Raw genomic sequence first — 24,852 nt, 5'->3', positions numbered from 1 at the left:
GAGTCTTTTCCACCGGCCCCGCGAAGGGCGCGCACTGGTTGGACTCTGTTTTTTGTTGGGGTTTGGCCGCCATGCTCGGGCGCTTTTCCAGCGTCCCGGCCGCGGCGACTCATGTAACTTTACACATCGCTTCCGGTCCTTGCAAACCGGATCGAAGTGATCCGCCGCACAAGCTTCCACACCCCAGATCCAGGGCCGGCAGCCTCGCCTTTGACCGGCGAGGACTGCCCCCAAGTCCTGCAGGGTTTCGCCGAAGCGGCCCCCTTGCTTCCCTGAGAGTCCCCCGTGGAAGTCCCCCGTGGAAGTCCCCGTGGAAGCCCTCCCCTAAGGAAGCATTAAAACTATACGGCGGAGACCTCAACGCTTGCAAGGGTCCGCTTTCCACGCCGGAGTACCAGGTACCGGCCGTGCAGCAGGTCCTTCGAATCCACTACGGCGTCGGCGTCGGTGACCTTGTTGTTGTTCACGTAGGCACCGCCCTCGGACACCGTGCGGCGTGCTTCGGACTTGGTCTTGGAAAGCTCCGACGCAACAAGCAGGTCGATGATGCCCAGCGAATCCGGGGACACCACGGCCGTCGGCAGCTGTTCCGTCGCAGCCTTCAAGGTGGCTTCGTCGAGCTCGGTCAGGTCCCCCTGCCCGAACAGTGCGGCAGAAGCAGCGATGGCCTTGTCGGTTGCCTCGGTTCCGTGAATCAGTGAAGTCACGTCGTAGGCCAGGGCCCGCTGCGCTTCCCGCTTATGCGGCGCTTCCTTCACGGCACGCGCCAGCTCTTCGATCCGTGCCCGGCTCATGAAGGTAAAGACCTTGAGCCGGTCAACCACGTCGGTATCGGAGGTGTTGAGCCAGAACTGGTACATGGCGTACGGGCTGGTCATGTTGCCGTCCAGCCAGACCGCATTACCTTCGCTCTTGCCGAACTTGGTGCCGTCACTGTTGGTGATCAGCGGGGTGCCCAGTGCGTGGACCGTCTTGCCCTCCACCTTGCGCACCAGTTCGGTGCCGCTGGTGAGGTTGCCCCACTGGTCGGACCCGCCGGTCTCGAGCACGCAGTTGTACTGGCGGAAGAGCTCGAGGTAGTCCATGCCCTGCAGGACCTGGTAGCTGAACTCCGCGTAGCTGATGCCTTCGTCGGAGTTCAGGCGCGAGGAGACGATTTCCTTCTTGATCATGGTGCCCACCCGGAAGTGCTTGCCGACGTCGCGCAGGAAATCGATGGCGCTCATCGGAGCGGTCCAGTCGAGGTTGTTCACCATACGGGCGGCGTTGTCGCCCTCGAAGCTAAGGAAGCGCTGCACCTGTCCCTGGAGGTACCCGACCCACTCGCCAACGGTTTCCTTGGTATTCATGGTGCGTTCCGCCGTCGGGCGCGGATCTCCGACCAGTCCGGTGGAACCGCCGACCAGGGCCAGCGGCCGGTGGCCGGCAAGCTGCAGGCGCCGCATGGTGAGCAGCTGCACCAGGTTGCCAAGGTGCAGGCTCGGTGCCGTCGGGTCGAAGCCGCAGTAATACGTGATCGGTCCCCCGGCGAGGAGTTTTTCCAGTTCCGCCTCATCGGTGGAGACGTGCACAAGGCCTCGCCACTGGAGTTCCTGCCAGATGTTGGCGAAGGAGGAATCATTCTGCTGGGCGCCGAGGCCCTCGGGGTTCACGATATTGTCTGACACGCCTTCTAAATTATCAGTCTTCGGGAATGCCTGCCGGGATCCCGTTTGCAGCGATCAGGCGCAGCCGCTGCGTAGGGCGGGTCATGGCAACGTACAGGTCCCCGACCTTGCCGGCTGCTGCGGTGAGCAGTTCGGACGGTTCCAGGATGACGACGCCGTCGAATTCCAGGCCCTTCGCCTCCCGCGGCGAGGTCACCACGATGTCCTGCTCCAGGCCGCCGGCGCCGGATCCCACGCGGGCTCCGTACACCCCGGCCAGCGCGCGGCGGACCGCGGAGAGCCGGTGGTCCTCGGCGATGACGGCGAGCAGGCCGCCGTCTAGCGCGTCCAGGTCCTCGGGCAAGGTGTCCAGCAGGCGCTGGATCTGGCCGCCCTCGGGCACTTCGTCAATGAACGGCGCCCAGCGGCCTTCCCGCACGGCCTTCGGCGCGGACACCACGAGGCCGGCGGCGTTGGCCATGCGCACCGCTGCCTCGGCGATCTGCGCCGGGGTGCGGTAATTCACGGTGAGCTCTTCGAGCGTCCAGCGCTCCCCCACGAACGGATCCAGTGCCGCCTGCCATGACGTTGCCCCGGCAGCCGAGCTGGTCTGGGCAATGTCGCCCACCACGGTGAAGGACTTCAGCGGGCAGCGGCGCATCAGCAGCCGCCACTGCATGGCGGACAGCTCCTGCGCTTCATCGACCACGATGTGCCCGAAGGCCCAGGTGCGGTCGACGGCGGCACGGTCGGCAGCGGTCAGGCGCTGCTCCCCCACCGCGTTGTGGTCTGCCAGGTCTTCCGCGGACAGGATGCCGTGGGCGCCGGAGTCCTCGAGGAAGCCCTCCGTATTGGCAATGGCGCTTTCGGCATTAGCGAGGTCGCGCTTGCGCTGTTCCTCACGGAGTGCGTTCTCGCGGCCGGCGGAGGCGTCAAGCTCGCCGAGGAGTTCGGCGGCTTCGTCCAGCAGCGGCACATCGGATTCGGTCCACGGTGCATCGGGGCTGCGGCGCAGCAGGTCCAGTTCCGCGTCGGAGAGGTCCGGGGCGGCCGCTTCCAGGTGTCCGGGCTTGCTGTACAGCTCGCTGATGAGTTTTTCCGGGGTCAGCGGCATCCAGCACAGGTTCAGCGCCACGCGCACGTCGCGGGCACTGCGGACGTCCTCCGCGAGGTAGGCCCGGTCGGTGCTGTTCCCGGCTCCGGCCGATTCCTCAAGCTGTTCGGTCAACTGCTCGGTCAGTTCGCGCAGCAGGATCTTCACGAAGGTGACGCGGGCTTCGTTGTGCGGCTTGCCGGTGGCGCGGGCCTTGTCACGGGCGCGCTGCACCTGCTTGGGGGTCAGCGTGAGGATGGTGCCTTCGACGTTCAGCTTCCGCGGACCGGCGGGCAGCCGCTGCCGGTTGGCAACCGCACGCGCGACGACGTCGGCCATGTACAGCCGCCCCTTGACCTCGGCCGTGGCCGGGTCCTCTTCATGCGCGGCGGTGATGCCGGGCATCAACTGGCCCAGGCTGGACATCACGACGCCGGTCTCGCCCAGGGAGGGCAGCACGCGTTCGATGTACCGGATGAAGGCATTGGACGGCCCCACCAGCAGCACACCGGCGGACTTCAGCCGTTCCCGGTGGGTGTAGAGCAGGTATGCGGCGCGGTGCAGCGCTACGGCGGTCTTGCCGGTACCGGGGCCGCCCTGGACCACCAGGGTGCCGGACAGCGGAGCCCGGATGATGCGGTCCTGTTCCGCCTGGATGGTGCCGACGATGTCGGACATCTGCCCGGTCCGCTTGGAGTTCAGCGCCGCGAGCAGCGCACCTTCGCCCTGGAGGGCTTCGCCTTCTTCCAGCATGGAGTAGTCCAGCACGTCATCCTCGATGGCCTGCACGTCGCGGCCCTTCAGGATCAGGTGCCGGCGGCGTCGTACGCCCTGGCGCTCGAAAGCGGTTGCCTGGTAGAACGTACCGGCTTCGGGGGCGCGCCAATCGACCATCAGGCGCTGCAGCTCCGCCGTCGAAAGGCCGATTCGCCCGATGTAGCGTTCCTCGCCGTCGTCAAGGTCCAGCCGGCCGAAAACGAGCCGGTCGTCGACGGCGTTCAGCTGCGCCAGGCGGTCCTCGTACATGGTGGCAAAGGCGTCCCGCTCGGAACGGTTCTGGTGCGAACCCGAGGCGTGGCTGCGCCGGATGGCGGCCAGCTGTTCCCGCTTTTCCTCACGCAGCTCATCGAGGCGTGAGTACAGTCCGGCGACGTACTGACGCTCGTGTTCCAGCTCGTTCGAAGCTGAAGGTGTTTCAGGCATGTTCGCGTTCCCTCTCGCAAAGGCAGAGCGTCAATCTTACAGTGCATTTGGACTTTTGCAGGTCCCTAATGTATGCGGTTTCTCTCTCAGCTGCTGCCTGCGAGGAACGCGTGTCGTGCGGGCCCTTCCCCTCGTTGAGGGGACCGGCCTAGTAGCGGATCAGAGCGGTAACCGGGGTGTCGCCGAGGCGGTCCCTGCCGCCGAGGTCGCCCAGTTCCAGCACGACGCCGAATCCGGCCACTTCCGCGCCTGCCTTGCGGATCAGGCGCGCTGCGGCACCGAGGGTTCCACCGGTGGCCAGCACGTCGTCAAGGATCAGGACGCGCGAGCCCACGGGCATGTCGTCGCGGTGCAGTTCCAGGGTGCTCTCGCCGTACTCCATCGAGTAGCTTTCGGAGAACACTTCGCGGGGCAGCTTACCGGGCTTGCGCACGGTGATGACTCCCTTGCCGGAAGCGTAGGCAGCGGCGGCGGCAAGCAGGAAGCCGCGTGCTTCCACCCCTGCCACGAAATCGAACTGTCCCTCGAAGGGGGCAATGAGGGCATCTACTACGCGCCGGAGGGCGGGCCCGTCAGCAAAGACCGGGGTCAGATCCCGGAAAACGATCCCGGGCTTGGGGTAATCAGGGATTACAGCGCCCAGGCGTTCGATGGTTTGATCAATGGACTCGTGGTTATCCGGTTCTGCCGGGGCATCTTTCACCCGTCTACCTTACCCGTTCCACCCGGTTTGACCGGAGCCGCACGGGCTCCTGTGGCACTTCTCTCCCGGGCTATCCGGCGCTGTCGGTCCGGGCCGGCGGAGGAATAAAGGGTCGCCGGCTGCGGTTGCCATCTCTCGGCCCCTTCGCACGGGACCGGAACCTACCCGCACAACAGTCAAGGACTGCACCACATATGGCTAACCTGCACGACGTGCTCAAGAACAAGATCGGCTTCGGCACAGCTCCCCTGGGAAACATGTTCCGCGACATTCCCCAGGAAGAGGCGCTGGCAACGGTTGAAGCGGCCTGGAACGCAGGCATCCGCTACTTCGACACCGCTCCCTTCTACGGAGCCGGCCTGGCGGAATCCCGCCTGGGCGAGGTCCTCTCGCAGCACAACCGCGATGAATATGTGCTTAGCACCAAAGTAGGACGGCTGATCCTGGATGAGGAAGAAGAAAAGGGCTCCGGCCTCTTCACCCACGGGCGTTCAAACAAGATCGCCACGGATTACAGCACGGACGCCACGCTGCGGTCCATCGAGGAGAGCCTGAACCGGCTCAAGACGGACCGCCTGGACTTTGTGTTCATCCACGACACGTCCCGGGACTTCCTCGGTGATGAGTGGATCTCCAAGTTCGACGAGGCGCGGACCGGCGCGTTCCGGGTACTCGCCCGCCTGCAGGACGAGGGCGTCATCAACGGCTGGGGGCTGGGCGTCAACACCACCGAGCCCATCGAGCTGGCCATGGACATGGACGAGGCGGCGCCGACCATGAGCCTCTCCGCCACCCAGTACACCCTGCTGCAGCACGAGCGTGCGCTGCAGCGCATGATGCCCATGGCGCAGGAAAAGGGAGTGGGCATCGTCGTCGGCGGCCCCTTCAACTCCGGCGCCCTGCTGGGCGGCGACTACTTCGATTACGCCGAGATCCCTCCGCAGGTTAAGGCACGGATCGCCGAGCTGACCTCGGTTGCCTCTCGGCACGACGTGAGCCTGAAGGCCGCTGCCCTGCAGTTCTCCACTGCTCACCCCGCCGTGGCGGCGGTCATCCCGGGCTCCAGCCGGCCTGAACGCGTCGCGGAGGATATTGCGGCGATGAAGGCCCAGATTCCGGCTGCCTTCTGGGACGAGCTGCTGGAAAAGAAGCTCATTTCCGCGCAGGCACCGCTTCCTCGCTCCTAGCAGCAGCTTCGCAGAACGGCGTTCCGGGTAACAGTTACCCGGAACGCCGTTCTGCGTTTCACTGCCGCAGGGCCGCAGCTGCCGCGGACGCCGGCTGCCTGCGCGGCTGGGCGGGACGGTACTTGGACACTGTCGGGTCCCCGGTGAGCCAGTACCGCCACGGATATTCGTCCGAGCCGCCGGGGCCGCTGACTCCCACCCTCGGTCCGGTTGACAGGAGTTCCCCGCCCACCGGATCGGCGGGCAATGCCAGATGCAGGGGGTGGGCGAACACATCCGCCCCGTCCAGCGGCCGGGAAATGCCCAGCGCCTGGGCAAGGCGTGCCGGACCGCGCGCCAGGTCCAGCGGGTTGCGCGGGTTTCCACGCCGCACGGCGGCGATGTCGGCCCCCTCGACGATCTCGCCGGCGCGCAGCAGCAGCCCGGTGGCATCGCCTTCCGTTCCGCAGACAATGTTGGCGCAGTAGTGCATGCCGTAGGTGAAGTACACATAGAGGTGTCCCGCCGGCCCGAACATGGTGGCGTTTCGTGCCGTCTGGCCGCGGAACGCGTGGGAGCCGGGATCGGCGTCGCCCATGTAGGCCTCCACCTCGGTGATCCGCACGCTGACGCGTTCGCCGTCGACGTCGTGCGTCAGGACCGCACCCAACAGCTGGGGTGCGGCGGAGGTGGCCGGGACGGCAAGACGTTCTCGTTCACTCGCAAAAGCCATACTCCGACGGTAGCAAGGTTCATTGGGGAGATTTTCCGTGCTGCCGTTCAGCTGCTCCCGGCAGAGGCTCCGTAGAACTCCTTCAGGGCCGCCAGCCTGCGGGAGCTGGGATGCCAGGGGTTTCCGGCAACGTGGTCGCCGGCGGCGTCCAGTGCCTGGTGCCACGCGGCGAGCAGGCCGGCCGCCTCGTCTGATCCGCCGTTCCCGCCGCTCAGCGGTTGCCGGACGACGACGCGGGTCCGGCCGCCGTCGTCCGTGATGTCGACCGAGGCCTCCGCACCGATGCCGAGTTCCGACGTCGCACGGTCCAGTGCGCTGCCGACGTCGCCGGCGGCTGCGTTGAACCAGCGTTGGAAGACGATCCCGGCGGCATCCGTTTGCCCCATCGTGGGTGAGACGTCGAATTCCTCCGCGTACGCGTCGCGGAGGGCCTGCCACTGGTCCATGGACGCGCGGGAAGGTTCCCGGCCCGCGGCGACGTCGTCGAACACGTCCAGGATCCCCTGCCACCCTGCGGCGCCTTCGGTGAGGAAATCCGCACTGGGCTCATGCGTGCGGAACTGCAGCAGGGAACCGTCGGGGGTTTCCAGCACCTGCCAGTCGAGGACGGATTCATCCCCCAACGGGTCCTCCCAGGTGAACTGCAGGCTTAGACCGGGACTCATCTGCAGTACGGTTCCGGTGACCTCCGCGTTGCCCATGTCCAGCCGGTATTCCTTGCCGAGCTGCCAGCCGGGAGTCACCGTACCGAGCCACTGGGCCACCTTGTCCCCGTTGGTCAGCACCTCCCAGATGTAGCCTGCGGGAAAATCGAACAGGCGCTCAAAGACCAGGGTGTAGCCGTCGGGGCGGCGCTCGATTCTTCCGGCGGGAACCGGGGTTTCGAGGGGGCTGGACTCGGTCATGGCGCGTCCTCCTGGGGTTCTTCCAAGGGTAGCTTCGGCGGGGGCGCCGCCGGGAGGGGCGGACAGGTAGTCGAACCGAAAAGACGGGTATCCGGGGTGTCCGGCTTGGAGCCGAGCGAGCCTCAGAAGACCATCCGGTGCCGGATGTGATGCCGGTCGGCACGTGCCTGCCAGAATTCGATCTCCCTCGGCTTCAGCGCATACAGCTGCCACTGCGGGTTCGCGCTCCCGTCCGATGCCGGCCTGGCATCCCAGTCGGCGGCCGAAGCCTGCCGGGAGAGTTCCACTACGGCTCCGGCCACTCGAATCTGGCGGCCAAGTTCCGGCCAGTAGAAGTTCATTGCCGCATTCGGGTTCTCGGCCAGCTCTCCGCCTTTGCGCGAGGTACGGGACGTGGCAAACTGCCAGCCGCCGTCGTCGTCAATGTCCTTGAGGATGAGCATCCGGGAGGAGACGTGCCCGCCTCCGTCGGCCGTGGCAAGGGAAAATGCATGCGGCTGCCTTACCCCGGCGGCCAGCGCATCGGAAAGCCACTGGCGGAAAAGCTCCGCGGGGTCCTGAGGCGCTGCGGCCGGATCGAAGTCGGGCAGATTCTCGGGAAAGTCCGGAAGGGCACGCAGCCGGGCCCGGAAGGAATCACTCATGCCGCCCAGCGTAGCTGTGTGCCGGTGCCGCTGCCCCGCAGCCCGGCACCAAAAAGAACGGACCCCGGGGAGGTGCACTCCATCGGGGTCCGTCTCAGGTCGGGCAGATTCAGCCTACGTAGCCGCGCACGTCGCCGACCTGGCGGATCAGCTCCGCCAGCTGCAGCTCGACAGCGGACCGGGCGGTGCCGCCCTGGGAGCTGCGGCTGTCCAGGGAGCCTTCGGTGCTGAGCACGGTGCGTACCTCGGGCGTCAGGTGCGGCGAGATTCCGGCATAGTCTTCATCGGTCAGGTCCCAGAGTTCGACGCCGCGCCCCTCGGCCAGCTGCACCGCGGCTCCGGAGAGCTCATGCGCCTCACGGAAGGGCACACCCTGGCGGACCAGCCACTCGGCAATGTCGGTGGCCAGGGCAAAGCCCTGCGGTGCCAGGGACTGCATCCGCTCGGTATTGAACTTCAGGGTCGCGATCATCCCGGACACCGCCGGAAGCAGTACCTCGAGGGTGTCGGCAGCATCGAAGACCGGTTCCTTGTCCTCCTGCAGGTCACGGTTGTAGGCCAGCGGAAGGCCCTTCAGTGTGGCCAGCAGCCCGGCAAGGTCGCCGATCAGCCGTCCGGCCTTGCCCCGGGCAAGTTCGGCAACATCGGGATTCTTCTTCTGCGGCATGATCGAGGACCCGGTGGAGTACGCGTCGTCGAGCGTCACGAAGGAGAACTCCTTCGTGGCCCACAGGATGATGTCTTCGCTGACGCGGGACAGGTCGACGCCGATCATGGCGGCCACCCAGGAGAATTCGGCGTACACGTCACGCGCGGCAGTCCCGTCCAGGGAGTTCCAGACAGCCGAATCGAACCCCAGGTCCTTCGCCACGGCATTCGGGTCAAGGCCCAGCGAGGAGCCGGCCAGGGCACCGGAACCGTAGGGAGACACTGCCGCACGCTTATCCCAGTCGGCCAGCCGCTGCACATCGCGCAGCAGGGACCAGGCGTGCGCCAGCAGGTGGTGGCTGAGCAGGATGGGCTGGGCATGCTGCAGGTGGGTGCGTCCGGGCATCGCCACTCCGAGGTGTGCCTGGGCCTGGCCCACCAGGGCGTCGATGACCGACAGCACGCCGGAGCCGATGATGCGGGCGTGGTCCCGCAGGTACATCCGGCCCAACGTGGCGATCTGGTCATTGCGGGACCGGCCGGCCCGGAGCTTTCCGCCCAGCTGGGTGCCGGCCCGTTCAATCAATCCGCGTTCCAGTGAACCGTGCACGTCCTCGTCGGACGCCGCGGGCACGTAGGCACCCGACTTCACATCGGCGTCGAGCTGGTCCAGGGCCGCAAGCATTCCTTCCAACTCGCCGTCGTCGAGCAGGCCGGCCTTGTGCAGCACGCGGGCGTGGGCACGCGAGCCGGCAATGTCGTAGCCGGCAAGCCGCCAGTCGAAGTGGGTGGATTTGCTCAGCTCCGCAAGGGCGTCCGCAGGGCCGCCGGCGAACCGGCCGCCCCACAGGGCACCTTGGACGGTTGAACCGGAGGTCCCGGCACCCGCTGCTTCTTCTGGCGACTTGCCGTCTGTCATCTGCTTACTTACCTTCTGCTAGGCGCTGGTCGCGGCCGGAGGCCACCTTGGAGGACATCCCGAACAACTCGATGAAGCCGCGGGCCATCGACTGGTCGAAGCTGTCACCGGTGTCATAGGTGGCCAGGTTGAAGTCATACAGGGATGACTCGGAGCGGCGTCCCGTAACCACCGGGCGTCCGGCGTCGAGGGTCATGCGGATGTCGCCGGAGACGTACCGCTGGGTGTCGCCGATGAAGGCGTCCAGGGACTGCTTCAGCGGAGAGAACCACTGGCCGTCATAGACCAGCTCGGTCCAGCGCTGGCCGACCGTCTTCTTGAAGCGGGCCTGCTCGCGCTCCACAGTGACGTTTTCCAGCTCGCGGTGCGCAGCCATCAGCGCCATGGCGCCGGGGGCTTCGTAGATTTCGCGGCTCTTGATGCCCACGAGGCGGTCCTCGACAATGTCGATCCGGCCGATGCCCTGGGCGCCGGCGCGGCGGTTCATTTCCTCGATGGCCTGCAGCGGGGTGACCGGCTTGCCGTCAATCGCGACCGGCACGCCTTCCTTGAAGGTGATGACGACTTCATCCGGGGCGGAAGCCGACGCCGGATCGGAGGTGTACTCGTACACGTCCGGAGTGGGGCCGTTCCAGATGTCTTCGAGGAAGCCTGTCTCCACGGCACGTCCCCAGACGTTGGCGTCAATGGAGAAGGGGTTCTTCTTCGTGGTGACGATCGGCAGGTTCTTCTCCTCGGCGAAGGCGATGGCCTTGTCGCGGGTCAGGGCCAGGTCGCGGACCGGTGCGATGCACTTCAGGTCCGGGCCCAGGGTCTGGATGCCGACTTCGAAGCGCACCTGGTCGTTGCCCTTGCCGGTGCAGCCGTGGGAGACGGTGGTGGCACCGAACTGGCGGGCAGCGGCCACCAGGTGCTTCACGATGACGGGACGCGAGAGTGCCGAGACCAGCGGGTAGGCGTCCATGTAGAGGGCATTGGCCTTCAGTGCCGGCATGCAGTACTCGGTGGCGAATTCCTCGCGGGCGTCGGCCACGTAGGCTTCGACGGCGCCGCAGTCCAGGGCTCGCTGGCGGACGGTCTCCAGGGACTCGCCGCCCTGTCCTACGTCCACGGCAACGGCAATAACTTCAGCGCCGGTTGCCTCGGCAATCCAGCCGATGGCTACTGACGTATCCAGGCCACCGGAATAGGCCAGAACAATACGTTCGCTCACGGATTTCGCTCCTCTTGCATTGGTTGCGGCCCGATCGGGGCCGCTGGTTGGTTCAGGATGAAAGTCTTGGGTTGTGGTTCAACGGGCCGGGGACCAGTTACAGGATCCGGCTTTCGGGTGCGGAGCCGTTGTTGCTGGCTTCGTCTGCGATCCGCAGGAAGCGGGCCGCGAGGTCGGGGCCGCCCTCGGGGTCCCGGGTCACCATCATCACCGTGTCGTCGCCGGCGATGGTGCCCAGTACGGACGGCAGCACGGAATGGTCGATGGCCAGTGCCAGGAAGTTCGCGGCTCCGGGCGGAGTCCGCAGCACCACGATATTCGCTGACGCCTCGGCGGTAACCAGCAGTTCACCGCAGAGCCGGGCCAGCCGAGCATCCAGCACTTCCTGGGTGACGCCGGACTTGGGCGCCCGTTCCCCGCCCTCGGACGGAACGGCATACACCAGGGCACCGTCCTTGCCGCGCATGCGCACGGCGCCGAGTTCCACCAGGTCACGGGAGAGCGTCGCCTGCGTAACCTGCACGCCGTCGTCGGCCAGCAGTGCCGCGAGCTCGGCCTGGGAACGGATGGAAAGACCCGTCAGCAGGGTGCGGATGCGCGCCTGGCGCGCCGTCTTCGTTGCCGGCATGGTCATGCCCGTGCCTCCGGAATTCCCGTGAGGCCGGAATGCGCCATGAGCCAGACCATCAGGGCCTTCTGCGCATGCAGCCGGTTCTCCGCTTCGTCCCAGACCACTGACTGCGGTCCGTCAAGCACGTCGGCGGAGATTTCGTAGCCGCGGTAGGCGGGCAGGCAATGGAGCACGACGGCGTCGTCCGCCGCCTGCGCCATCGCGTCGGCGTCCACGGCGTAGCTGCGGAACAGCTCCTGCCGGGCGGCCTTTTCGGCTTCCTGCCCCATGGACACCCAGGTATCGGTGGCGACGACGTCGGCTCCGGCCAGCGCTTCGGCGGCGTCGGTTGTGATGGTCACGGAGCCGCCGGTTTCTTCCGCACGGGCCGCAGCGGCGTCGACAATCCGGGGATCGGGCAGATAGCCCAGCGGACCGGCCACCCGGACGTGCATTCCGGCGGTCACACCGGCGAGCAGGTAGGAGTTGGCCATGTTGTTGGCGCAGTCACCGAGGTACGCCAGGGTGAGGCCGGCGAGCCTGCCCTTGTGCTCGCGGATGGTCATCAGGTCCGCCAGGAGCTGGCAGGGGTGGTAGTCGTCCGACAGCGCGTTGATGACCGGAACCGAGGAGTTGGCAGCCATTTCCTCCAGGCCGGCCTGCGCGTAGGTCCGCCAGACGATGGTGGAAACCATGCGCTCCAGCACCTTGGTGGTGTCCGCAACGCTCTCCTTGTGTCCCAGCTGGGACTCCCCCGCACCGATGATCAGCGGAACGCCGCCCAGGTCGGAGATGCCGGCCGCAAAGGACACCCGGGTCCGGGTGGAGGTCTTGTCGAAGATGACGGCCACGGTCTTGCGGCCGGTGGATTCGCCCGCGAACGGCTGGTGTTTGTAGCGGTCCTTCTTGAGCGCATCGGCCAGATCCAGGACTTCGGCCTGTTCCGCCTGCGTGAGGTCGGTGTCGACCAGGAAATGACGGGTCATGGTTTTCCTTCAGTGGTTGTGCCGGTGGCACCGGGTACAGAGTCTGGAGTGGTCTCGGCGGCCGAACCTCGAGCCGAGGCTGCACCTCGGGCTGAGGCTGCACCGGAGGCCGTTCGCAGGATACCCGGTAGTGCGTCCAGGAAGGTGCCGGCCTGTTCCGGAGTGAGGATCAGCGGCGGGGCCAGCCGCAGCGTTGCCGGGCCGGTGCTGTTGATGATGTACCCCGCCTCCAGCGCAGCTGCGACCACGGCGGGAGCAACGTCGTCGACCAGGTCGAGGCCGATGAGGAGGCCCTCCCCGCGCACCTCGGCCACGAAGTCCAGAGCTGCCAGTTCCCGGCGCAGGTAGTCCCCGGTGCCGCGCACATTGGCCAGCACATCGGAGGATTCCAGCACGGAGAGGGTCGCCAGGGCTGCGGCGGCAGCCACGGGGTTCCCGCCGAAGGTGGTGCCGTGCATTCCGGCCGCCAGCAACCCGGAGGTCCGCTCGCCGAAGGTGATCATGGCGCCGACGGGGAAGCCGCCGCCGAGTCCCTTGGCCAGGGTCATGGCATCCGGAAGGACGCCTTCGGAGGCGAACCACTTGCCCGTCCGGCCAATGCCGGTCTGCACCTCGTCAATCACCAGCAGCGCGCCTGCGGCCCGGGTGGCCTCGCGGGCGGCCTGCAGGTAGCCCGCGGGAAGCATCCGCACTCCTGCCTCGCCCTGGATCGGTTCCAGGAAGACGGCGGCTACGGTCTCATCTACTGCGGCCAGCAGCGCATCGATGTCCCCGAACGGAAGGTGTTCCACTCCCCCGGGCAACGGTTCGAAGGGTTCCCGGTAGGCAGGTTTGGCCGTGAGTGCCAGCGCTCCCATGGTCCTGCCGTGGAATGCTCCTTCGAGCGCCAGGATCCGGGTGCGTCCGGCAGCGGGATCGGAGTTCCGCCGGGCCAGCTTGAAGGCTGCCTCGTTGGCTTCGGCACCGGAGTTCGCAAAGAACACCTTGGAACCCTGCGGAGCGTCGGCGAGCGCGAGCAGCCGTTCGGCCAGCTCCACCTGGGGAGGGCTGGTGAAGAAGTTGGACACGTGGCCGAGGGTGGCAAGCTGATCGGCCACGGCCGCCACGAGCGCCGGATGGGCGTGGCCGAGAGCATTGACCGCAATGCCGCCCAGCAAGTCGAGGTACCGCTTTCCATCGGCGTCTTCCACATAGCAGCCGTTCCCGCGGACGAGCGCCCGCTGCGGAGCACCGAAGACGCCCATCAGGGAGGAGCCATAGCGGTTCAGCCAGTCCTCCTGCGCGTCTGGAGCTGCCATGCCGGGGATGGTGCCCTGGGTATCCGGGTTATGCATCTTCGTCCTCCGGTACTACCTGGGTGCCTATTCCGGCTTCGGTGAAGATTTCCAGCAGCATGGAGTGTGCCATCCGGCCGTCAACCACTGCGGCACGGTCAACACCGCCGTCTACGGCGGCGAGGCAGGCCTGCATCTTGGGGATCATGCCCGCTTCGAGGCCGGGCAGCATGGCCCGCAGTTCCCCGGCAGTCAGTGAGGAGATCAGCGAGGACTTGTCGGGCCAATCCCCGTAAAGGCCTTCCACATCCGTGAGGACCACCAGCCGCGAGGCACCCAGGGCTACGGCCAGGGCGGACGCGGCCGTATCGGCGTTGACGTTAAGCACCTGGCCGGTGGGGCCGCCGTCGGCGTTCACTTCCGGTGCCACGGTACTGATCACCGGGATCCGTCCGGCGGCAATGATGTCCAGGATCGCGCCGGGGTTGACCCCCGTCACTTCCCCGACCAGGCCGAGGTCCAGTTCCTCTCCGTCCACCACGACGCCGGTCCGTACGGCCTCCAGCAGGCCGCCGTCCTCGCCGGAGAGGCCGACGGCGTAGGGGCCGTGCGCGTTAACGAGCCCGACGAGCTCGCGGCCCACCTGGCCGGTCAGGACCATGCGCACGGCGTCCATCGCCTCGGGTGTAGTCACCCGCAGTCCGCCGCGGAATTCGGAGGCAATACCGAGCCGGTCCAGCATGGCACTGATCTGCGGGCCGCCGCCGTGGACGACCACCGGGTGCACCCCGGCGTGATGGAGGAACACGATGTCCTCGGCAAACGCCCGCCGAAGGTCGTCGTTCACCATGGCGTTGCCGCCGTACTTGATGACCATGGTGGTGCCTGCAAAGCGCTGGATCCAGGGCAGCGCTTCGATCAGCGTTGCCGCTTTGTCCTGTGCCCGCAGCCGTTCGCCGGCTTCTGCTGGTGTGATCATGCCTGTCCCCCGGTCAGCTGCTGTACGCAGAGTTCTCGTGGACGTAATCCGTGGTGAGATCGTTCGTCCAGATGGTGGCGCTTTCCGTGCCCGCGTGCAGGTCGATTTCCACAGTCACGGCGCGCGGCGCCAGGTCCACGTCTTCCCGCGGATCTCCGATGCCGCCGTTCCGGCAGACCTGCACGCCGTTGATTACGACGTCGATCCGGTCCGGTTCAAACGCCGCGTCGGTGGTGCCGACCGCGGACAGCACCCGGCCCCAGTTCGGGTCGTTGCCGAAAATGGCGGTCTTGAACAGATTGGAACGGGCGACGGCGCGGGCAGCTGTTTCCGCGTCGGCCACCGTGGCGGCGTTGACCGTGGTGATGGCGATGTCGTGGCTGGCGCCTTCGGCATCGGTGATCAGCTGCTGGGCGAGCGAGAAGCAGACCTCCGTGAGTCCGCCGGCGAAATCCCCTGCCTCGGGTGCCGCCCCTGAGGCACCGGACGCCATCAGGATCACGGTGTCGTTGGTGGACATGCAGCCGTCCGAATCGGTCCGGTCGAACGTCACCGCGGTTGCGGCCCGCAGTGCCGAGTCCAGGGCGGGTGCCGGGAGATCCGCGTCGGTGGTCAGAACCACCAGCATTGTGGCCAGTCCGGGGGCGAGCATTCCGGCTCCCTTGGCCATGCCGCCGATGCGGTAGGTCCGGCCCGCGCTGTCCGTGCCGGTGAAGACCGCCTGCTTGGCGACGCTGTCAGTGGTCATGATGGCATGCGCCGCATCCGCGCCGGCGTCGGCGGACAGGATCCCGGCTGCCGCTTCGATGCCCGGAAGCAGTTTGTCCATGGGCAGCTGGACGCCGATCAGGCCGGTGGAGCAGACAAGCACGTCGGAAGCGCTGAGCCCCAGGAGTTCCGCGGTCTTTTCGGCGGTGGTGTGGGTGTTCCGGAATCCCTCGCTGCCGGTGCAGGCGTTGGCGCCGCCGGAGTTCAGGATGACGGCGTCTGCCCGTCCATCGGACACTGCCTGCCGGGACCACAGCACCGGAGCGGCCGCGATGCGGTTCCGGGTGAAGACGGCCGCGGCAGCCTTCGACGGACCGTCGTTGACGACCAGGGCGACGTCGCGCCCCCCGGAATCCTTCAGGCCTGCCGCCACACCCGCGGCACGGAAACCCGCCGGGGCGGTGATGCCGGTGACGGCGCCGGTGGTGCTGTCGGTGGTCAGTGATTCGGCGCTCATTACGGTGCCACTCCCTGCTGGGTCAGTCCCGCGGTTTCATCCAGGCCGAGGGCAATATTCATGGACTGCACGGCGCCGCCGGCTGTTCCCTTGTTGAGGTTGTCAATGACGCAGCTGACAATTACCCGGTTGGCGTGGGCGTCGTACGCCAGCTGCATCACGGCGTAGTTGGAGCCGACCACCATCTTGGTGGCGGGCCACTGGCCTTCCGGCAGCACCCGGACGAAATGTTCCGAAGCGTAGGCCTGCTCCCAGGCTGTGCGCAGGGCCGCAGGGTCGACGCCGGGGCGGACCTTCGCGGTGGCAGTGGTCAGGATGCCGCGGGCCATCGGAGCCAGCGTGGGCGTGAAGGACACGGCCACGGGCTCTCCGGCGGCGGCGGAGAGGCCCTGCTCGATTTCAGGGGTGTGCCGGTGGGTGCCGCCCACGCCGTAGGGACTCATGCCGCCCAGGACTTCCGAGCCCAGCAGGTGGGGCTTGGCGGCCTTGCCGGCGCCCGAGGTGCCGGAGGCCGACACGATGACGACATCCTGCGGCTCCAGCAGGCCGGCGGCAAAGCCGGGTGTCAGTGCGAGCAGGGAGCTTGTCGGGTAGCAGCCCGGAACGGCAATCCGGCGGGCCCCCTTGAGCCGGTCGCGGTGTCCGGGCAGTTCGGGCAGTCCGTAGGGCCAGGTTCCCGCGTGCGGAGAACCGTAGAACTTTTCCCAGGCCATGGGATCCTCGAGCCGGTGGTCGGCACCGGCGTCGATCACCAGGGTGTCCGGATCCAGCTGCGCGGCAATCCCCGCACTGGCGCCGTGCGGCAGGGCGAGGAAAACGACGTCGTGTCCCGCCAGCGTCTCGACGGTGGTCTCCTCCAGTACCCGGTCGGCGAGGGAATGCAGGTGCGGCTGCAGCTCCCCCAGCCGGCTGCCGGCGTTGCTGTGGGCCGTGATGGCACCGATGGATACCTCCGGGTGGCCGGCCAGCAGGCGCAGCACTTCGCCCCCGGCATAGCCGCTGGCGCCCGAGACTGCTACGGAAATCGTCATGCCCCCACCCTACAGCACACTTATGCACTGTCTCCAATATTTATGCAAACCGTATGATGGGGACCATATCGAGCCAGTACGTTCCAGCCAGCAAAAGAGGCCATGCCATGCACAAAGCCATTGTCGTCCCGCAGCCGGGCGGACCGGAAATCCTGCGCTATGAAGACGTTGACCTGCCGCAGCCCGGCCCTCGGCAGGTGCTGGTCAAGGTAGCCGCAACCGGCGTGAACTTCATCGACACCTATCAGCGTGCCGGCGTCTATCCCATGTCATATCCCTTCATACCCGGTTCGGAGGCCGCCGGGACCGTCGTGACCGCCGGACTTGAATCCGGCTTCCGGGAGGGTGACCGGGTAGCCACGGCGGAGGGCGGCGGGGCCTATGCGCAGTACATGCTGTTGGACGCGGACGTGGCGCTGCCGGTGCCCGCCGGCATCCGGGACGACACCGCGGCGGCGCTGCTGCTGCAGGGGGTTACCGCGCATTACCTGTGCAACTCCACGTTTCCGGTGCAGGAAGGACAGACGGCGCTGGTGCATGCCGGTGCCGGCGGCGTCGGGCTGCTGCTGATCCAGTTGCTCAAGGCCAAGGGCGCGACGGTGATCACCACCGTGTCCACCGAGGAGAAGGAGCTCCTTGCCCGCGGCGCCGGCGCCGACCATGCGCTGCGCTATGACGGTTTCACCGGGCAGGTGCGTGCCCTCACCGGCGGGCAGGGTGTGGACGTGGTGTACGACGGCGTCGGGCAGGCCACCTTCGACGGCTCGCTCGCCAGCCTGCGCACCCGGGGCATGATGGTGCTCTTCGGGGCCGCCTCCGGACAGGTCCCGCCCTTCGACATCCAGCGGCTGAACTCCTCCGGTTCCCTGTTCCTGACCCGGCCCACGATTGCGCATTACCTCCTCACACCCGAAGAACGCCGGTGGCGGGCCCGCGAGCTGTTTGACGCGGTCCTGGCCGGGAACCTGGACGTGCGGATCGGCCAGACCTATCCGCTGGCCGAGGCCTCCCGTGCGCACGCTGACCTTGAAGGGCGGAAGACCACCGGGAAGGTACTGCTGGTTCCGTGAGCCGGAAGCGGCTCCGCCAAGTGCCGCCGCATCGCCCCGGTGCTGCCGGCGGTAGGAGCCCACTCCTACCGCCCGCGCCCGGCAAGCTCCGCCCGAAGGTCCGTCCCGCTGCGGTGGAGCACCGTGTGGAACCCCAGTGCCCGCGCCGTCGAAATGTTCTGCGGGTTGTCGTCAATGAAGACGATGCCCTCCGGCGCAGCACCAAGGCCGGCAACCACCCGGTCGAAGATCCGCCGGTCCGGTTTCACCAGGCCCATCTGCCCGCTGAAGTACAGCTTGGAGAAATAGTGCGCCCAGGACGATTCGGTGGAATACCTCCGCGACATGCCCTCCGGCATGTTGGAGAGCAGGGCAAGGTTGGCGCCCTCGCCGTGCAGCGTCTCCAAAACCTCCAGAGTCCGGGGATTCAGATGCGCCCACTGCGCGGCGTCCAGTTCCTCCAGGGCTTCCACCTCTGCCGGGACCGGATCCCGGCCAAGCACGCTTCCCCAGTACTTCGCCGGGGTTAGCCGGCCGGCGTCAAAGTCTTCGCGCCTTTCCCAATACGGGCTCGTTCCGCCCGCCAGCTCCCGGAGGCCGGTGGCCTGTTCCAGCAACCGCCAGTCCTCCGGGGCGGGAGCGGTGGAAATCACCATGCCGTAATCGAAGAGGTACCAGTGCGGGCCGGAGGATGTCATCGCCACAGCTTAGCGAACGGTCCGGAGCGCGGCAGCCGTGTTCGGTTCCCGCCGGGATCCGGACACGACAGGGCTTAAACGCAGCAGGCCCCGCCGGATAACGACATCCGGCGGGGCCTGCTGGCTGTTGGATGAACCTAGCGCTGAACGGCACCGAACCGTTCGGCGGCCAGCGCGACGGCTGCGGCACGGGCCTCGGAGGCTTCGTCCGCGGTCAGGGTCCGGTCCGGCGCGCGGAAGCGCAGCGCGAACGCGAGCGACTTATGCCCGGACTCAATGCCCTGGCCTGCGTAGACGTCGAACAGGGCCACGTCTTCGAGCAGTTCCCCGGCTCCCTCGCGCAGTGCCTCGCGGACCTGCTCGGCGGGAACGTCCTCTGCCACCACCAGCGCCACATCCTGCGTGGAAATGGGGAAGCTGGAAATCTGACGGGCAACGATGACGTCGGGGGCGGCGTCGAAAACCGCATCCACGTTCAGTTCCGCCGCCACCGTGCGGGCAGGCATGTCCCGTGCGGCCAGGAGCTTGGGGTGCAGTTCGCCGGCGTAGCCCACGGTCTCGCCGCTGCGCAGTGCGATGCGCGCGGTGCGGCCGGGGTGGAACGCCTGATGGGTACCCTGTTCCACCACGAGTTCCACGCCGAGGACGTCGCCCATCAACCGGGCGTAATCGACGGCGTCGGCCCAGTCCCAGGCGCGCGGCGTGTTGCCGGCCCCGGGAGCGGACTCATGGCCGGCCAGCAGGACGCCCACGTGCAGCGGCTGGTCCGGAATTCCGGCGTAGAGCTCGTCCAGGACTTCCTCGGACGGCTTGGCGCCCAGCGGCGGGATGCTCTCCGTACCCAGGTGCTCGCCGGGGAGGAAGACCGTGCCCGATTCGAACAGGGCCAGATCCCGGAAGCCGCGGGACATGTTGCGCTTGGCAACCTCGAACAGGCCGGGCAGCACCGAGGTCCGCAGGTAGCCGTACTCGGCGCTGAGCGGATTGGCCAGCTTCAGGGCCGGGCGGGTGCCCGGTTCCGGAGCGCCGAAGGTGTTGTTGTCCGCCTCGGTCACGAACGGGTAGGCCAGCACCTCCGTGAGGCCGGCTGCTGCAAGTGACTGCATGAGCCGGCGGCGCTGCTGCTGCAGGCGGGTCAGGCCGCGCCCGGGAGGCGCGACCGGCAGGGTGGACGGAATCTTGTCATAGCCCACCAGGCGGATGATTTCCTCAGTGAGGTCCTCGCGCGTCTCCAGGTCCGGGCGCCAGCTCGGCGGCGTCACCAGGTAGCCGTCGTCGGTCTTCTCGACCGTAGCGCCCAGGTCCTCCAGCGTCCCGGTGATCTGGGACTCGGTGAAATCCAGGCCGATCAGCTGGGCCGGGAACTGTGCGGGCAGTTCGATCCGACGCGGCGCGGGGGCCGTGCCGACGTCGGTAATGGACTCCTCGGCCGTGCCGCCGGCGAGTTCCACCAGCAGGTCCACTGCACGCTGCGCGGCGACGTCCGCGATGTTCCAGTCCACGCCGCGTTCGAAGCGCTTGGATGCCTCGGAGGGCAGCCGATGCCGGCGGCGGGAGCGGGCAATGCTGACTTCCTCGAAGTGGGCGGCTTCAACCAGGACGTTCTGCGTTCCGTCGGCAACCTCGGTGGCGGCTCCGCCCATCACGCCGGCGATGCCGATGGCACCGGTTCCGTCGGTGATCAGCAGGTCCTCCGGGGAGAGCCGGCGTTCCTTCTCGTCCAGGGTCTTCAGGGTTTCGCCCTCGGCGGCGCGGCGGACCACGATCTCGCCGGTGAGCTTATCCAGGTCGTAGAAGTGCAGCGGCTGGCCGAGTTCGAGCATCACGTAGTTGGAAATGTCGACTACCAGCGAGATTGACCGCATGCCGGCCAGGCGCAGGCGCGAGGACATCCACGGCGGGGTGGGCCGGGAGGTATCGACGCCGCGGACGGTCCGGGCAACGAACCGGTCGCAGCCGGGCTTGCCGTAAATGGGCGCGGCGTCGTCGAGCCGCACCGGGTAGCCCTTGCCGTCGGCCTGTGGAACAACGACGGCGGCAGCCGGGTCGGTGAACTTGGTGCCCGTGGCGTGGGCGTATTCACGGGCGGCGCCGCGGATGGAGAAAACGTAGCCGCGGTCCGGGGTGACGTTGATTTCCGCCGCCTGGTCGTACAGCCCCAGGAGCTCCATCGCATCGGTGCCCACCTCGGGGTCCAGCCCCAGGGTGGAGAGCACCAGGATGCCGTCATGGTCCTCGCCGATGCCGAGTTCACGCACGGAGGCAATCATGCCGGCCGAGACGTGGCCGTAGGTCTTGCGCGGGCTGATGCGGAAGTCTCCGGGCAGCACGGCACCGGGCAGCGTGACTACGACCTTGTCCCCTACCTTGAAGTTGTGCGCGCCGCAGACGATGCCCTGCACGCCGGAGGGCTCGATGCCCTTGCCAGTCAGGGTCTGCTCAGCACCTTCCGGCACCACGCGGACCGTGCACCAGTTGATGGTCTTGCCGTTGCTCTGCGGCTCCGGTTCCATGCTGAGCACCTGGCCCACCACGATCGGACCCTGCAGGTCATCGGTGGGACGGTGGACGTCTTCTTCTTCCAGACCAACGCGCACGAGGTCTTCCATCACGTCTTCGGCGGTTGCTTCCGCCGGTACCTGGGCATACTCGCGCAGCCAGGAAAGTGGGATTCTCACTTAGATCTCCATCCCGAAGTGTTCGCTGAAACGTACGTCGCCTTCAATCATTTCGTGCATGTCCGAAACCTCGTTGCGGAACATGAGGGCACGGTCAATGCCCATGCCGAAGGCAAAACCTGAATAGACCTCGGGGTCGATCCCGGCGGCGCGGAGCACGTTGGGGTTGACCATGCCGCAGCCGCCCCATTCGATCCAGCGCGGGCCGCCCTTGGCACCCGGGTGCCAGATGTCCAGCTCGGCGCTGGGTTCGGTGAAGGGGAAGTAGTTCGGCCGCAGCCGGACCTTCGCCTCATCGCCGAAAAGAACACGGGTGAAGTGCTCCAGGGTGCCGACCAGGTCTGCCATGGTCAGGCCCTTGTCGATGGCCAGGCCCTCGAACTGGTGGAAGACCGGGGTGTGCGTGGCGTCCAGCTCGTCGGTGCGGAACACCTTGCCGGGGCAGAGCACGTAGATCGGCAGGTCGCGCTCAAGCATGGAGCGGACCTGCACCGGGGAGGTGTGCGTCCGCATGACCAGGTGCGCCTCGGGCGGTTCCACGAAGAAGGTGTCCTGCATTTCGCGGGCCGGGTGGTCCGGCTTGAAGTTCAGCGCGTCGAAGTTGAACCACTCGGATTCCACTTCGGGGCCTTCCGCGATTTCCCAGCCCATGCCGACGAACACATCCGCCACCCGGTCCTGCAGGGTGGAGATGGGATGCCGGCCGCCGATGTGCCGGCGGCGGGGAGCTGCGGTGACGTCCACGGCCTCTTCGACAAGGATCCGGGCGTCGCGCTCCGCTTCGAGCTCAACGGTGCGGGCGGCGAGCGCGGAGTTGATCCGGCCGCGGGCGGGGCCCACGAGCTTGCCGGCGGCGGCCTTCTGGTCCTTGGGGAGCTTGCCGATGATCCGGTTCGCTCCGCTCAGCGGCGACTTCTCGCCGGTGACGGCGATCCGGACTTCCTTGAGCTCACCCAGGTCCGCGGCAGCGGCAATTGCGGCGAGCGCCTGCTCGACGGCGGCGGCTATGGCGGCTTCATCCAGCGGATTCGGCGGCTCGGGCTGGGTGCCCTCAGGGGAAGTATCTGGGGAACCGGTCCCCGGTGTGGAGTTAGACATGTACTGTTCTTACCTGTTTCCGGCCCTAGTTGGGTTCTGGCTTATCATTTGCAAGTCTAGTAGACGCCCCCGACCGGGCCGTCATACTGCCGCTGGGAGGTTCCATGCCGTCCGTACCGATCGTTCTCCGACCGCGTGCAGCCTCCATCCGCCGCTGGATCAATCTGCTGAATCTCTCCACCCCTGCGGGGATGCTGCTGGCGCATGCCACCGGGTGCAGCATCACCCCGGGGCCGCAGAAGATCACCCTCGCCGAGGGCTATCCGCTGCCGTTCCCCCGTGCGGCCGCGTTCACCGTCGGCAACGTGGTCCTCTACCGTTCCTCCTCGGCCCGCCGCATCCACGCGCCGGACAGCCCGCTGCTGCGCCACGAGACGCGCCACAGCACGCAGTACGCACTCCTGGGTCCGCTCTTCCTGCCCGCGTACTCTGCGGCGGCGGCTCTTTCGCGCGTGATTGCCGGCGATCCGGCGTCGGCGAATCCGTTCGAGCGGCTGGCCGGCCTCCGTGACGGCGGGTACCGGCCGCACCCCGGAAGGCCGCGGCGGCGCCCCCGGGCCCGCGTTTCGCCGGCAGTCCGGCCTCGCCGCCCGCCCCGCGGCACTACCCCGTGATTCGAACATATGTTCTAATGATGGGATGAGGTGGCAAGGTCAGGAACTGAAGGCATCACCCGCGAAGGGCAACGAACCCGGAACCGCCCAGGGGGAGCCCGGCCCTGCTACGGCACACGGTTCGCTCCAGGCCCCTTCGGCAGCGCGCCCTGCAGCACTACCCCTTACCGCAGTGTCGGGCACCACGGATCCGCTGATCCCGCTGCAGGGCCTGGTCCGCTCCGTGCGTACGCCGGACTTTGCCGGGGTGACCTTCCACGAAGTCGTGGCCAAATCGGTGCTGAACAAGGTGGGCGGCGGCTCAAACATGCCCTTCGAATGGACCGTCAATCCATACCGCGGCTGCAGCCATGCCTGTGTTTACTGCTTCGCCCGCAAGACCCACACCTACCTGGATATGGACAGCGGCGCCGATTTCGACAGCCAGCTGGTGGTCAAGGTCAACGCTGCCGAGGTCCTGCGGCGGGAACTCGCCCGGCCCTCCTGGCAGCACCACCATGTGGCCATGGGCACCAATACGGACCCGTACCAGCGGGCCGAGGGCCGCTACCAGCTGATGCCCGGCATCATCCGTGCGCTGGCAGACAGCGGCACGCCTTTCTCCATCCTGACGAAGGGCACCCTGCTGGCCCGCGATATCCCGCTCCTGAAGGAAGCCTCCGCGCAGACCGACATCGGCATGGGTATTTCGCTGGCACTGGTGGACCCCGAACTGGCTAAGCGGGCAGAACCGGGAACGCCTACACCCCGTGCACGGCTGGAGCTGATCAGCCGGCTGCGGGATGCCGGACTCCCCTGTTCGGTCATGGCCATGCCGATCCTGCCCTGGCTTACCGACGGCGACGAATCCCTCGATGCCCTGTTCTCCGCGCTCGCATCGGCCGGCGCCACGGGGGTCACGGCGGGTGCACTGCATCTGCGACCCGGTGCCCGCGAGTGGTACCTCGAGTTCATTGCCCGGCACTACCCGCAGCTCTCCGGCAAATACGCCGACCTGTACGGCAAGGGAACGTATGCGTCGAAGGAATACCGGGACTGGCTCGCCGGGCGGATCCGGTTCTTCAAGGCCAAGTACGGCTTCACCGGCGGCGCACGGTTCCTGCGGCCCGCCGGCACCCAGGCCGCCCGCGCCGCGAACGGGAAGGAGACCGTCACTGCGGCTGCCCAGGACGCTCTGTTCTAGCACGTTCCCGGACAATCCCTTGGCGCACCACCGTGGCTAAACCGCCTCGACAGCCTCCAGCAGCGCAGTGACAATCGGCAGGTCCGCCGGTATCCAGGCGAGGTCCATCAGTGCATCTGCGTTGAGATCAACCCAGCGGAGCTCGCTGTGGTCTTCGAGCGGCTCGGCTGTGCCTTCGGTGATCTCCGCTAGCCAGACCCGCATGGCAGCGACGTCGTTCAGTCTCCACCCTTCGTCCAGGGGCCCCGTGATTTCAGCCCCCAGCTGCACCCGGACACCCAGCTCTTCGGCGAGCTCGCGGTGCAGGGCCTGCGTGCAGCTTTCTCCGGGTTCCACTTTTCCGCCCGGAAATTCCCACAACCCGGCAAGCGCTTCCGGGGCGCTCCGGCGCGCCGCCAATATCCGGGAAGGCTGCCGGAGGCTGTCCACCAGCGCACCGCCCACAACCTGTTTGGTGATTTGCGTTGATTCAATGGCCACGAAAGAAGTCTATGCGGACGTTCCGTAGGGCAGGCCGCCCGTGCCTGCCCGTACCGGAATGTTCCGTCGCACAG

Annotated in this window: 22 protein-coding genes; 4 read left to right on the top strand and 18 right to left on the bottom strand. The window is 67.2% G+C overall.

Features of this window, described 5'->3' with window-relative positions; genetic code table 11:
- Positions 1-341: 341 nt before the first annotated feature.
- The 3 genes from tyrS to NNX35_RS14770 form a co-directional block, all read right to left on the bottom strand.
- The gene (gene tyrS / locus NNX35_RS14780) at positions 342-1,667 is read right to left on the bottom strand and encodes a tyrosine--tRNA ligase (protein WP_255863317.1); all 1,326 of its coding nucleotides are present in this window, start codon (positions 1,665-1,667) and stop codon (positions 342-344) included.
- A 13-nt stretch (positions 1,668-1,680) separates the two neighbouring features.
- Complete coding sequence (locus tag NNX35_RS14775) at positions 1,681-3,942, bottom strand: UvrD-helicase domain-containing protein (protein WP_255767236.1); 2,262 nt, start codon at positions 3,940-3,942, stop codon at positions 1,681-1,683.
- Between the two features lie 148 nt (positions 3,943-4,090).
- Entirely contained in the window at positions 4,091-4,645 is a 555-nt protein-coding gene (locus NNX35_RS14770) for an adenine phosphoribosyltransferase (RefSeq protein WP_255863318.1), read from the bottom strand.
- Positions 4,646-4,839: 194 nt separating this feature from the next.
- On the opposite strand from NNX35_RS14770, the gene NNX35_RS14765 reads away from it, so the two are divergent.
- Positions 4,840-5,832, top strand: coding sequence for an aldo/keto reductase (locus tag NNX35_RS14765; protein WP_255868148.1), 993 nt, complete (start codon positions 4,840-4,842; stop codon positions 5,830-5,832).
- 58 nt (positions 5,833-5,890) lie between these two features.
- Here the strand turns inward: NNX35_RS14765 and NNX35_RS14760 are convergent, their stop codons facing one another.
- The 11 genes from NNX35_RS14760 to argC all read right to left on the bottom strand — a co-directional run bounded on the left by NNX35_RS14760 (position 5,891) and on the right by argC (position 16,978).
- Positions 5,891-6,544, bottom strand: a complete 654-nt coding sequence (locus tag NNX35_RS14760) for a DNA-3-methyladenine glycosylase (RefSeq protein ID WP_255767234.1) — start codon at positions 6,542-6,544, stop codon at positions 5,891-5,893.
- Between the two features lie 47 nt (positions 6,545-6,591).
- Positions 6,592-7,449, bottom strand: coding sequence for an SRPBCC domain-containing protein (locus NNX35_RS14755; RefSeq protein WP_255868147.1), 858 nt, complete (start codon positions 7,447-7,449; stop codon positions 6,592-6,594).
- 122 nt (positions 7,450-7,571) lie between these two features.
- Positions 7,572-8,093, bottom strand: coding sequence for a pyridoxal 5'-phosphate synthase (locus tag NNX35_RS14750; RefSeq protein ID WP_255868146.1), 522 nt, complete (start codon positions 8,091-8,093; stop codon positions 7,572-7,574).
- A 109-nt stretch (positions 8,094-8,202) separates the two neighbouring features.
- Positions 8,203-9,660 carry an argininosuccinate lyase gene (gene argH, locus NNX35_RS14745; protein WP_255868144.1) on the bottom strand — a complete coding sequence of 486 codons (1,458 nt, stop codon included), beginning with the start codon at positions 9,658-9,660 and terminating at the stop codon, positions 8,203-8,205.
- A gap of 4 nt (positions 9,661-9,664) precedes the next feature.
- Entirely contained in the window at positions 9,665-10,873 is a 1,209-nt protein-coding gene (locus NNX35_RS14740) for an argininosuccinate synthase (RefSeq protein WP_255767230.1), read from the bottom strand.
- Positions 10,874-10,970: 97 nt separating this feature from the next.
- Complete coding sequence (locus NNX35_RS14735; RefSeq protein ID WP_227924562.1) at positions 10,971-11,507, bottom strand: arginine repressor; 537 nt, start codon at positions 11,505-11,507, stop codon at positions 10,971-10,973.
- Positions 11,504-12,469, bottom strand: coding sequence for an ornithine carbamoyltransferase (gene argF, locus NNX35_RS14730; RefSeq protein WP_255868143.1), 966 nt, complete (start codon positions 12,467-12,469; stop codon positions 11,504-11,506). The genes NNX35_RS14735 and argF overlap by 4 nt, the downstream gene beginning before the upstream one ends.
- Complete coding sequence (locus NNX35_RS14725; protein ID WP_255868142.1) at positions 12,466-13,767, bottom strand: acetylornithine transaminase; 1,302 nt, start codon at positions 13,765-13,767, stop codon at positions 12,466-12,468. Before NNX35_RS14725 ends, argF begins: the two co-directional genes overlap by 4 nt.
- 28 nt (positions 13,768-13,795) lie before the next feature.
- Positions 13,796-14,722: an acetylglutamate kinase gene (argB, locus tag NNX35_RS14720; RefSeq protein ID WP_255767227.1), complete on the bottom strand. Its 927-nt coding sequence runs from the start codon at positions 14,720-14,722 to the stop codon at positions 13,796-13,798.
- 13 nt (positions 14,723-14,735) lie between these two features.
- On the bottom strand, positions 14,736-15,947 hold the full coding sequence (gene argJ, locus NNX35_RS14715) for a bifunctional glutamate N-acetyltransferase/amino-acid acetyltransferase ArgJ (RefSeq protein WP_255868141.1): 1,212 nt from the start codon (positions 15,945-15,947) through the stop codon (positions 14,736-14,738).
- On the bottom strand, positions 15,947-16,978 hold the full coding sequence (argC, locus tag NNX35_RS14710; RefSeq protein ID WP_255868139.1) for an N-acetyl-gamma-glutamyl-phosphate reductase: 1,032 nt from the start codon (positions 16,976-16,978) through the stop codon (positions 15,947-15,949). The genes argJ and argC overlap by 1 nt, the downstream gene beginning before the upstream one ends.
- A 107-nt stretch (positions 16,979-17,085) precedes the next feature.
- Here argC and NNX35_RS14705 point away from each other — a divergent pair, with 107 nt between their 5' ends.
- Positions 17,086-18,048 (top strand): quinone oxidoreductase, encoded by a 963-nt coding sequence (locus NNX35_RS14705; protein ID WP_255868138.1) that lies wholly within the window; start codon positions 17,086-17,088, stop codon positions 18,046-18,048.
- A 65-nt stretch (positions 18,049-18,113) separates the two neighbouring features.
- On the opposite strand, the gene NNX35_RS14700 is transcribed toward NNX35_RS14705, so the two are convergent.
- The 3 genes from NNX35_RS14700 to pheS all read right to left on the bottom strand — a co-directional run bounded on the left by NNX35_RS14700 (position 18,114) and on the right by pheS (position 22,501).
- Positions 18,114-18,725 carry an HAD family phosphatase gene (locus tag NNX35_RS14700; protein ID WP_255868137.1) on the bottom strand — a complete coding sequence of 204 codons (612 nt, stop codon included), beginning with the start codon at positions 18,723-18,725 and terminating at the stop codon, positions 18,114-18,116.
- A gap of 137 nt (positions 18,726-18,862) precedes the next feature.
- On the bottom strand, positions 18,863-21,403 hold the full coding sequence (gene pheT / locus NNX35_RS14695; RefSeq protein ID WP_255868136.1) for a phenylalanine--tRNA ligase subunit beta: 2,541 nt from the start codon (positions 21,401-21,403) through the stop codon (positions 18,863-18,865).
- Positions 21,404-22,501, bottom strand: coding sequence for a phenylalanine--tRNA ligase subunit alpha (gene pheS, locus NNX35_RS14690; RefSeq protein WP_255868135.1), 1,098 nt, complete (start codon positions 22,499-22,501; stop codon positions 21,404-21,406). It lies immediately after the preceding gene.
- Positions 22,502-22,605: 104 nt separating this feature from the next.
- On the opposite strand from pheS, the gene NNX35_RS14685 reads away from it, so the two are divergent.
- Together NNX35_RS14685 and NNX35_RS14680 are read left to right on the top strand one after the other, a co-directional pair.
- Positions 22,606-23,115, top strand: coding sequence for a hypothetical protein (locus NNX35_RS14685; RefSeq protein WP_255868134.1), 510 nt, complete (start codon positions 22,606-22,608; stop codon positions 23,113-23,115).
- A 25-nt stretch (positions 23,116-23,140) separates the two neighbouring features.
- A complete protein-coding gene (locus tag NNX35_RS14680; protein WP_370647085.1) occupies positions 23,141-24,298 on the top strand; it encodes an Rv2578c family radical SAM protein in 1,158 nt (385 codons plus the stop codon).
- Positions 24,299-24,334: 36 nt separating this feature from the next.
- Here NNX35_RS14680 and NNX35_RS14675 read toward each other — a convergent pair whose 3' ends face one another.
- The gene (locus NNX35_RS14675; RefSeq protein WP_370647084.1) at positions 24,335-24,778 is read right to left on the bottom strand and encodes a (deoxy)nucleoside triphosphate pyrophosphohydrolase; all 444 of its coding nucleotides are present in this window, start codon (positions 24,776-24,778) and stop codon (positions 24,335-24,337) included.
- Between the last annotated feature and the right edge of the window lie 74 nt (positions 24,779-24,852).

Origin of the sequence: Arthrobacter sp. zg-Y844 (assembly GCF_024385465.1) — a bacterium.
Taxonomy (GTDB): Bacteria; Actinomycetota; Actinomycetes; order Actinomycetales; family Micrococcaceae; genus Arthrobacter_B.
Note: the sequence above shows the minus strand (reverse complement) of the source record. Positions and strands in the feature narration are given on the sequence as shown.

Coding starts and splice junctions, on each gene's coding strand:
- NNX35_RS14760 (WP_255767234.1), bottom strand. CDS start 6,544: ATGGCTTTTGCGAGTGAACGAGAACGTCTTGCCGTCCCGGCCACCTCC.
- NNX35_RS14735 (WP_227924562.1), bottom strand. CDS start 11,507: ATGACCATGCCGGCAACGAAGACGGCGCGCCAGGCGCGCATCCGCACC.
- NNX35_RS14775 (WP_255767236.1), bottom strand. CDS start 3,942: ATGCCTGAAACACCTTCAGCTTCGAACGAGCTGGAACACGAGCGTCAG.
- argC (WP_255868139.1), bottom strand. CDS start 16,978: ATGACGATTTCCGTAGCAGTCTCGGGCGCCAGCGGCTATGCCGGGGGC.
- argF (WP_255868143.1), bottom strand. CDS start 12,469: ATGACCCGTCATTTCCTGGTCGACACCGACCTCACGCAGGCGGAACAG.
- argH (WP_255868144.1), bottom strand. CDS start 9,660: ATGACAGACGGCAAGTCGCCAGAAGAAGCAGCGGGTGCCGGGACCTCC.
- NNX35_RS14700 (WP_255868137.1), bottom strand. CDS start 18,725: ATGACATCCTCCGGCCCGCACTGGTACCTCTTCGATTACGGCATGGTG.
- NNX35_RS14765 (WP_255868148.1), top strand. CDS start 4,840: ATGGCTAACCTGCACGACGTGCTCAAGAACAAGATCGGCTTCGGCACA.
- pheS (WP_255868135.1), bottom strand. CDS start 22,501: ATGTCTAACTCCACACCGGGGACCGGTTCCCCAGATACTTCCCCTGAG.
- NNX35_RS14750 (WP_255868146.1), bottom strand. CDS start 8,093: ATGAGTGATTCCTTCCGGGCCCGGCTGCGTGCCCTTCCGGACTTTCCC.
- NNX35_RS14705 (WP_255868138.1), top strand. CDS start 17,086: ATGCACAAAGCCATTGTCGTCCCGCAGCCGGGCGGACCGGAAATCCTG.
- NNX35_RS14755 (WP_255868147.1), bottom strand. CDS start 7,449: ATGACCGAGTCCAGCCCCCTCGAAACCCCGGTTCCCGCCGGAAGAATC.
- NNX35_RS14725 (WP_255868142.1), bottom strand. CDS start 13,767: ATGGCAGCTCCAGACGCGCAGGAGGACTGGCTGAACCGCTATGGCTCC.
- argJ (WP_255868141.1), bottom strand. CDS start 15,947: ATGAGCGCCGAATCACTGACCACCGACAGCACCACCGGCGCCGTCACC.
- NNX35_RS14680 (WP_370647085.1), top strand. CDS start 23,141: ATGAGGTGGCAAGGTCAGGAACTGAAGGCATCACCCGCGAAGGGCAAC.
- argB (WP_255767227.1), bottom strand. CDS start 14,722: ATGATCACACCAGCAGAAGCCGGCGAACGGCTGCGGGCACAGGACAAA.
- NNX35_RS14685 (WP_255868134.1), top strand. CDS start 22,606: ATGCCGTCCGTACCGATCGTTCTCCGACCGCGTGCAGCCTCCATCCGC.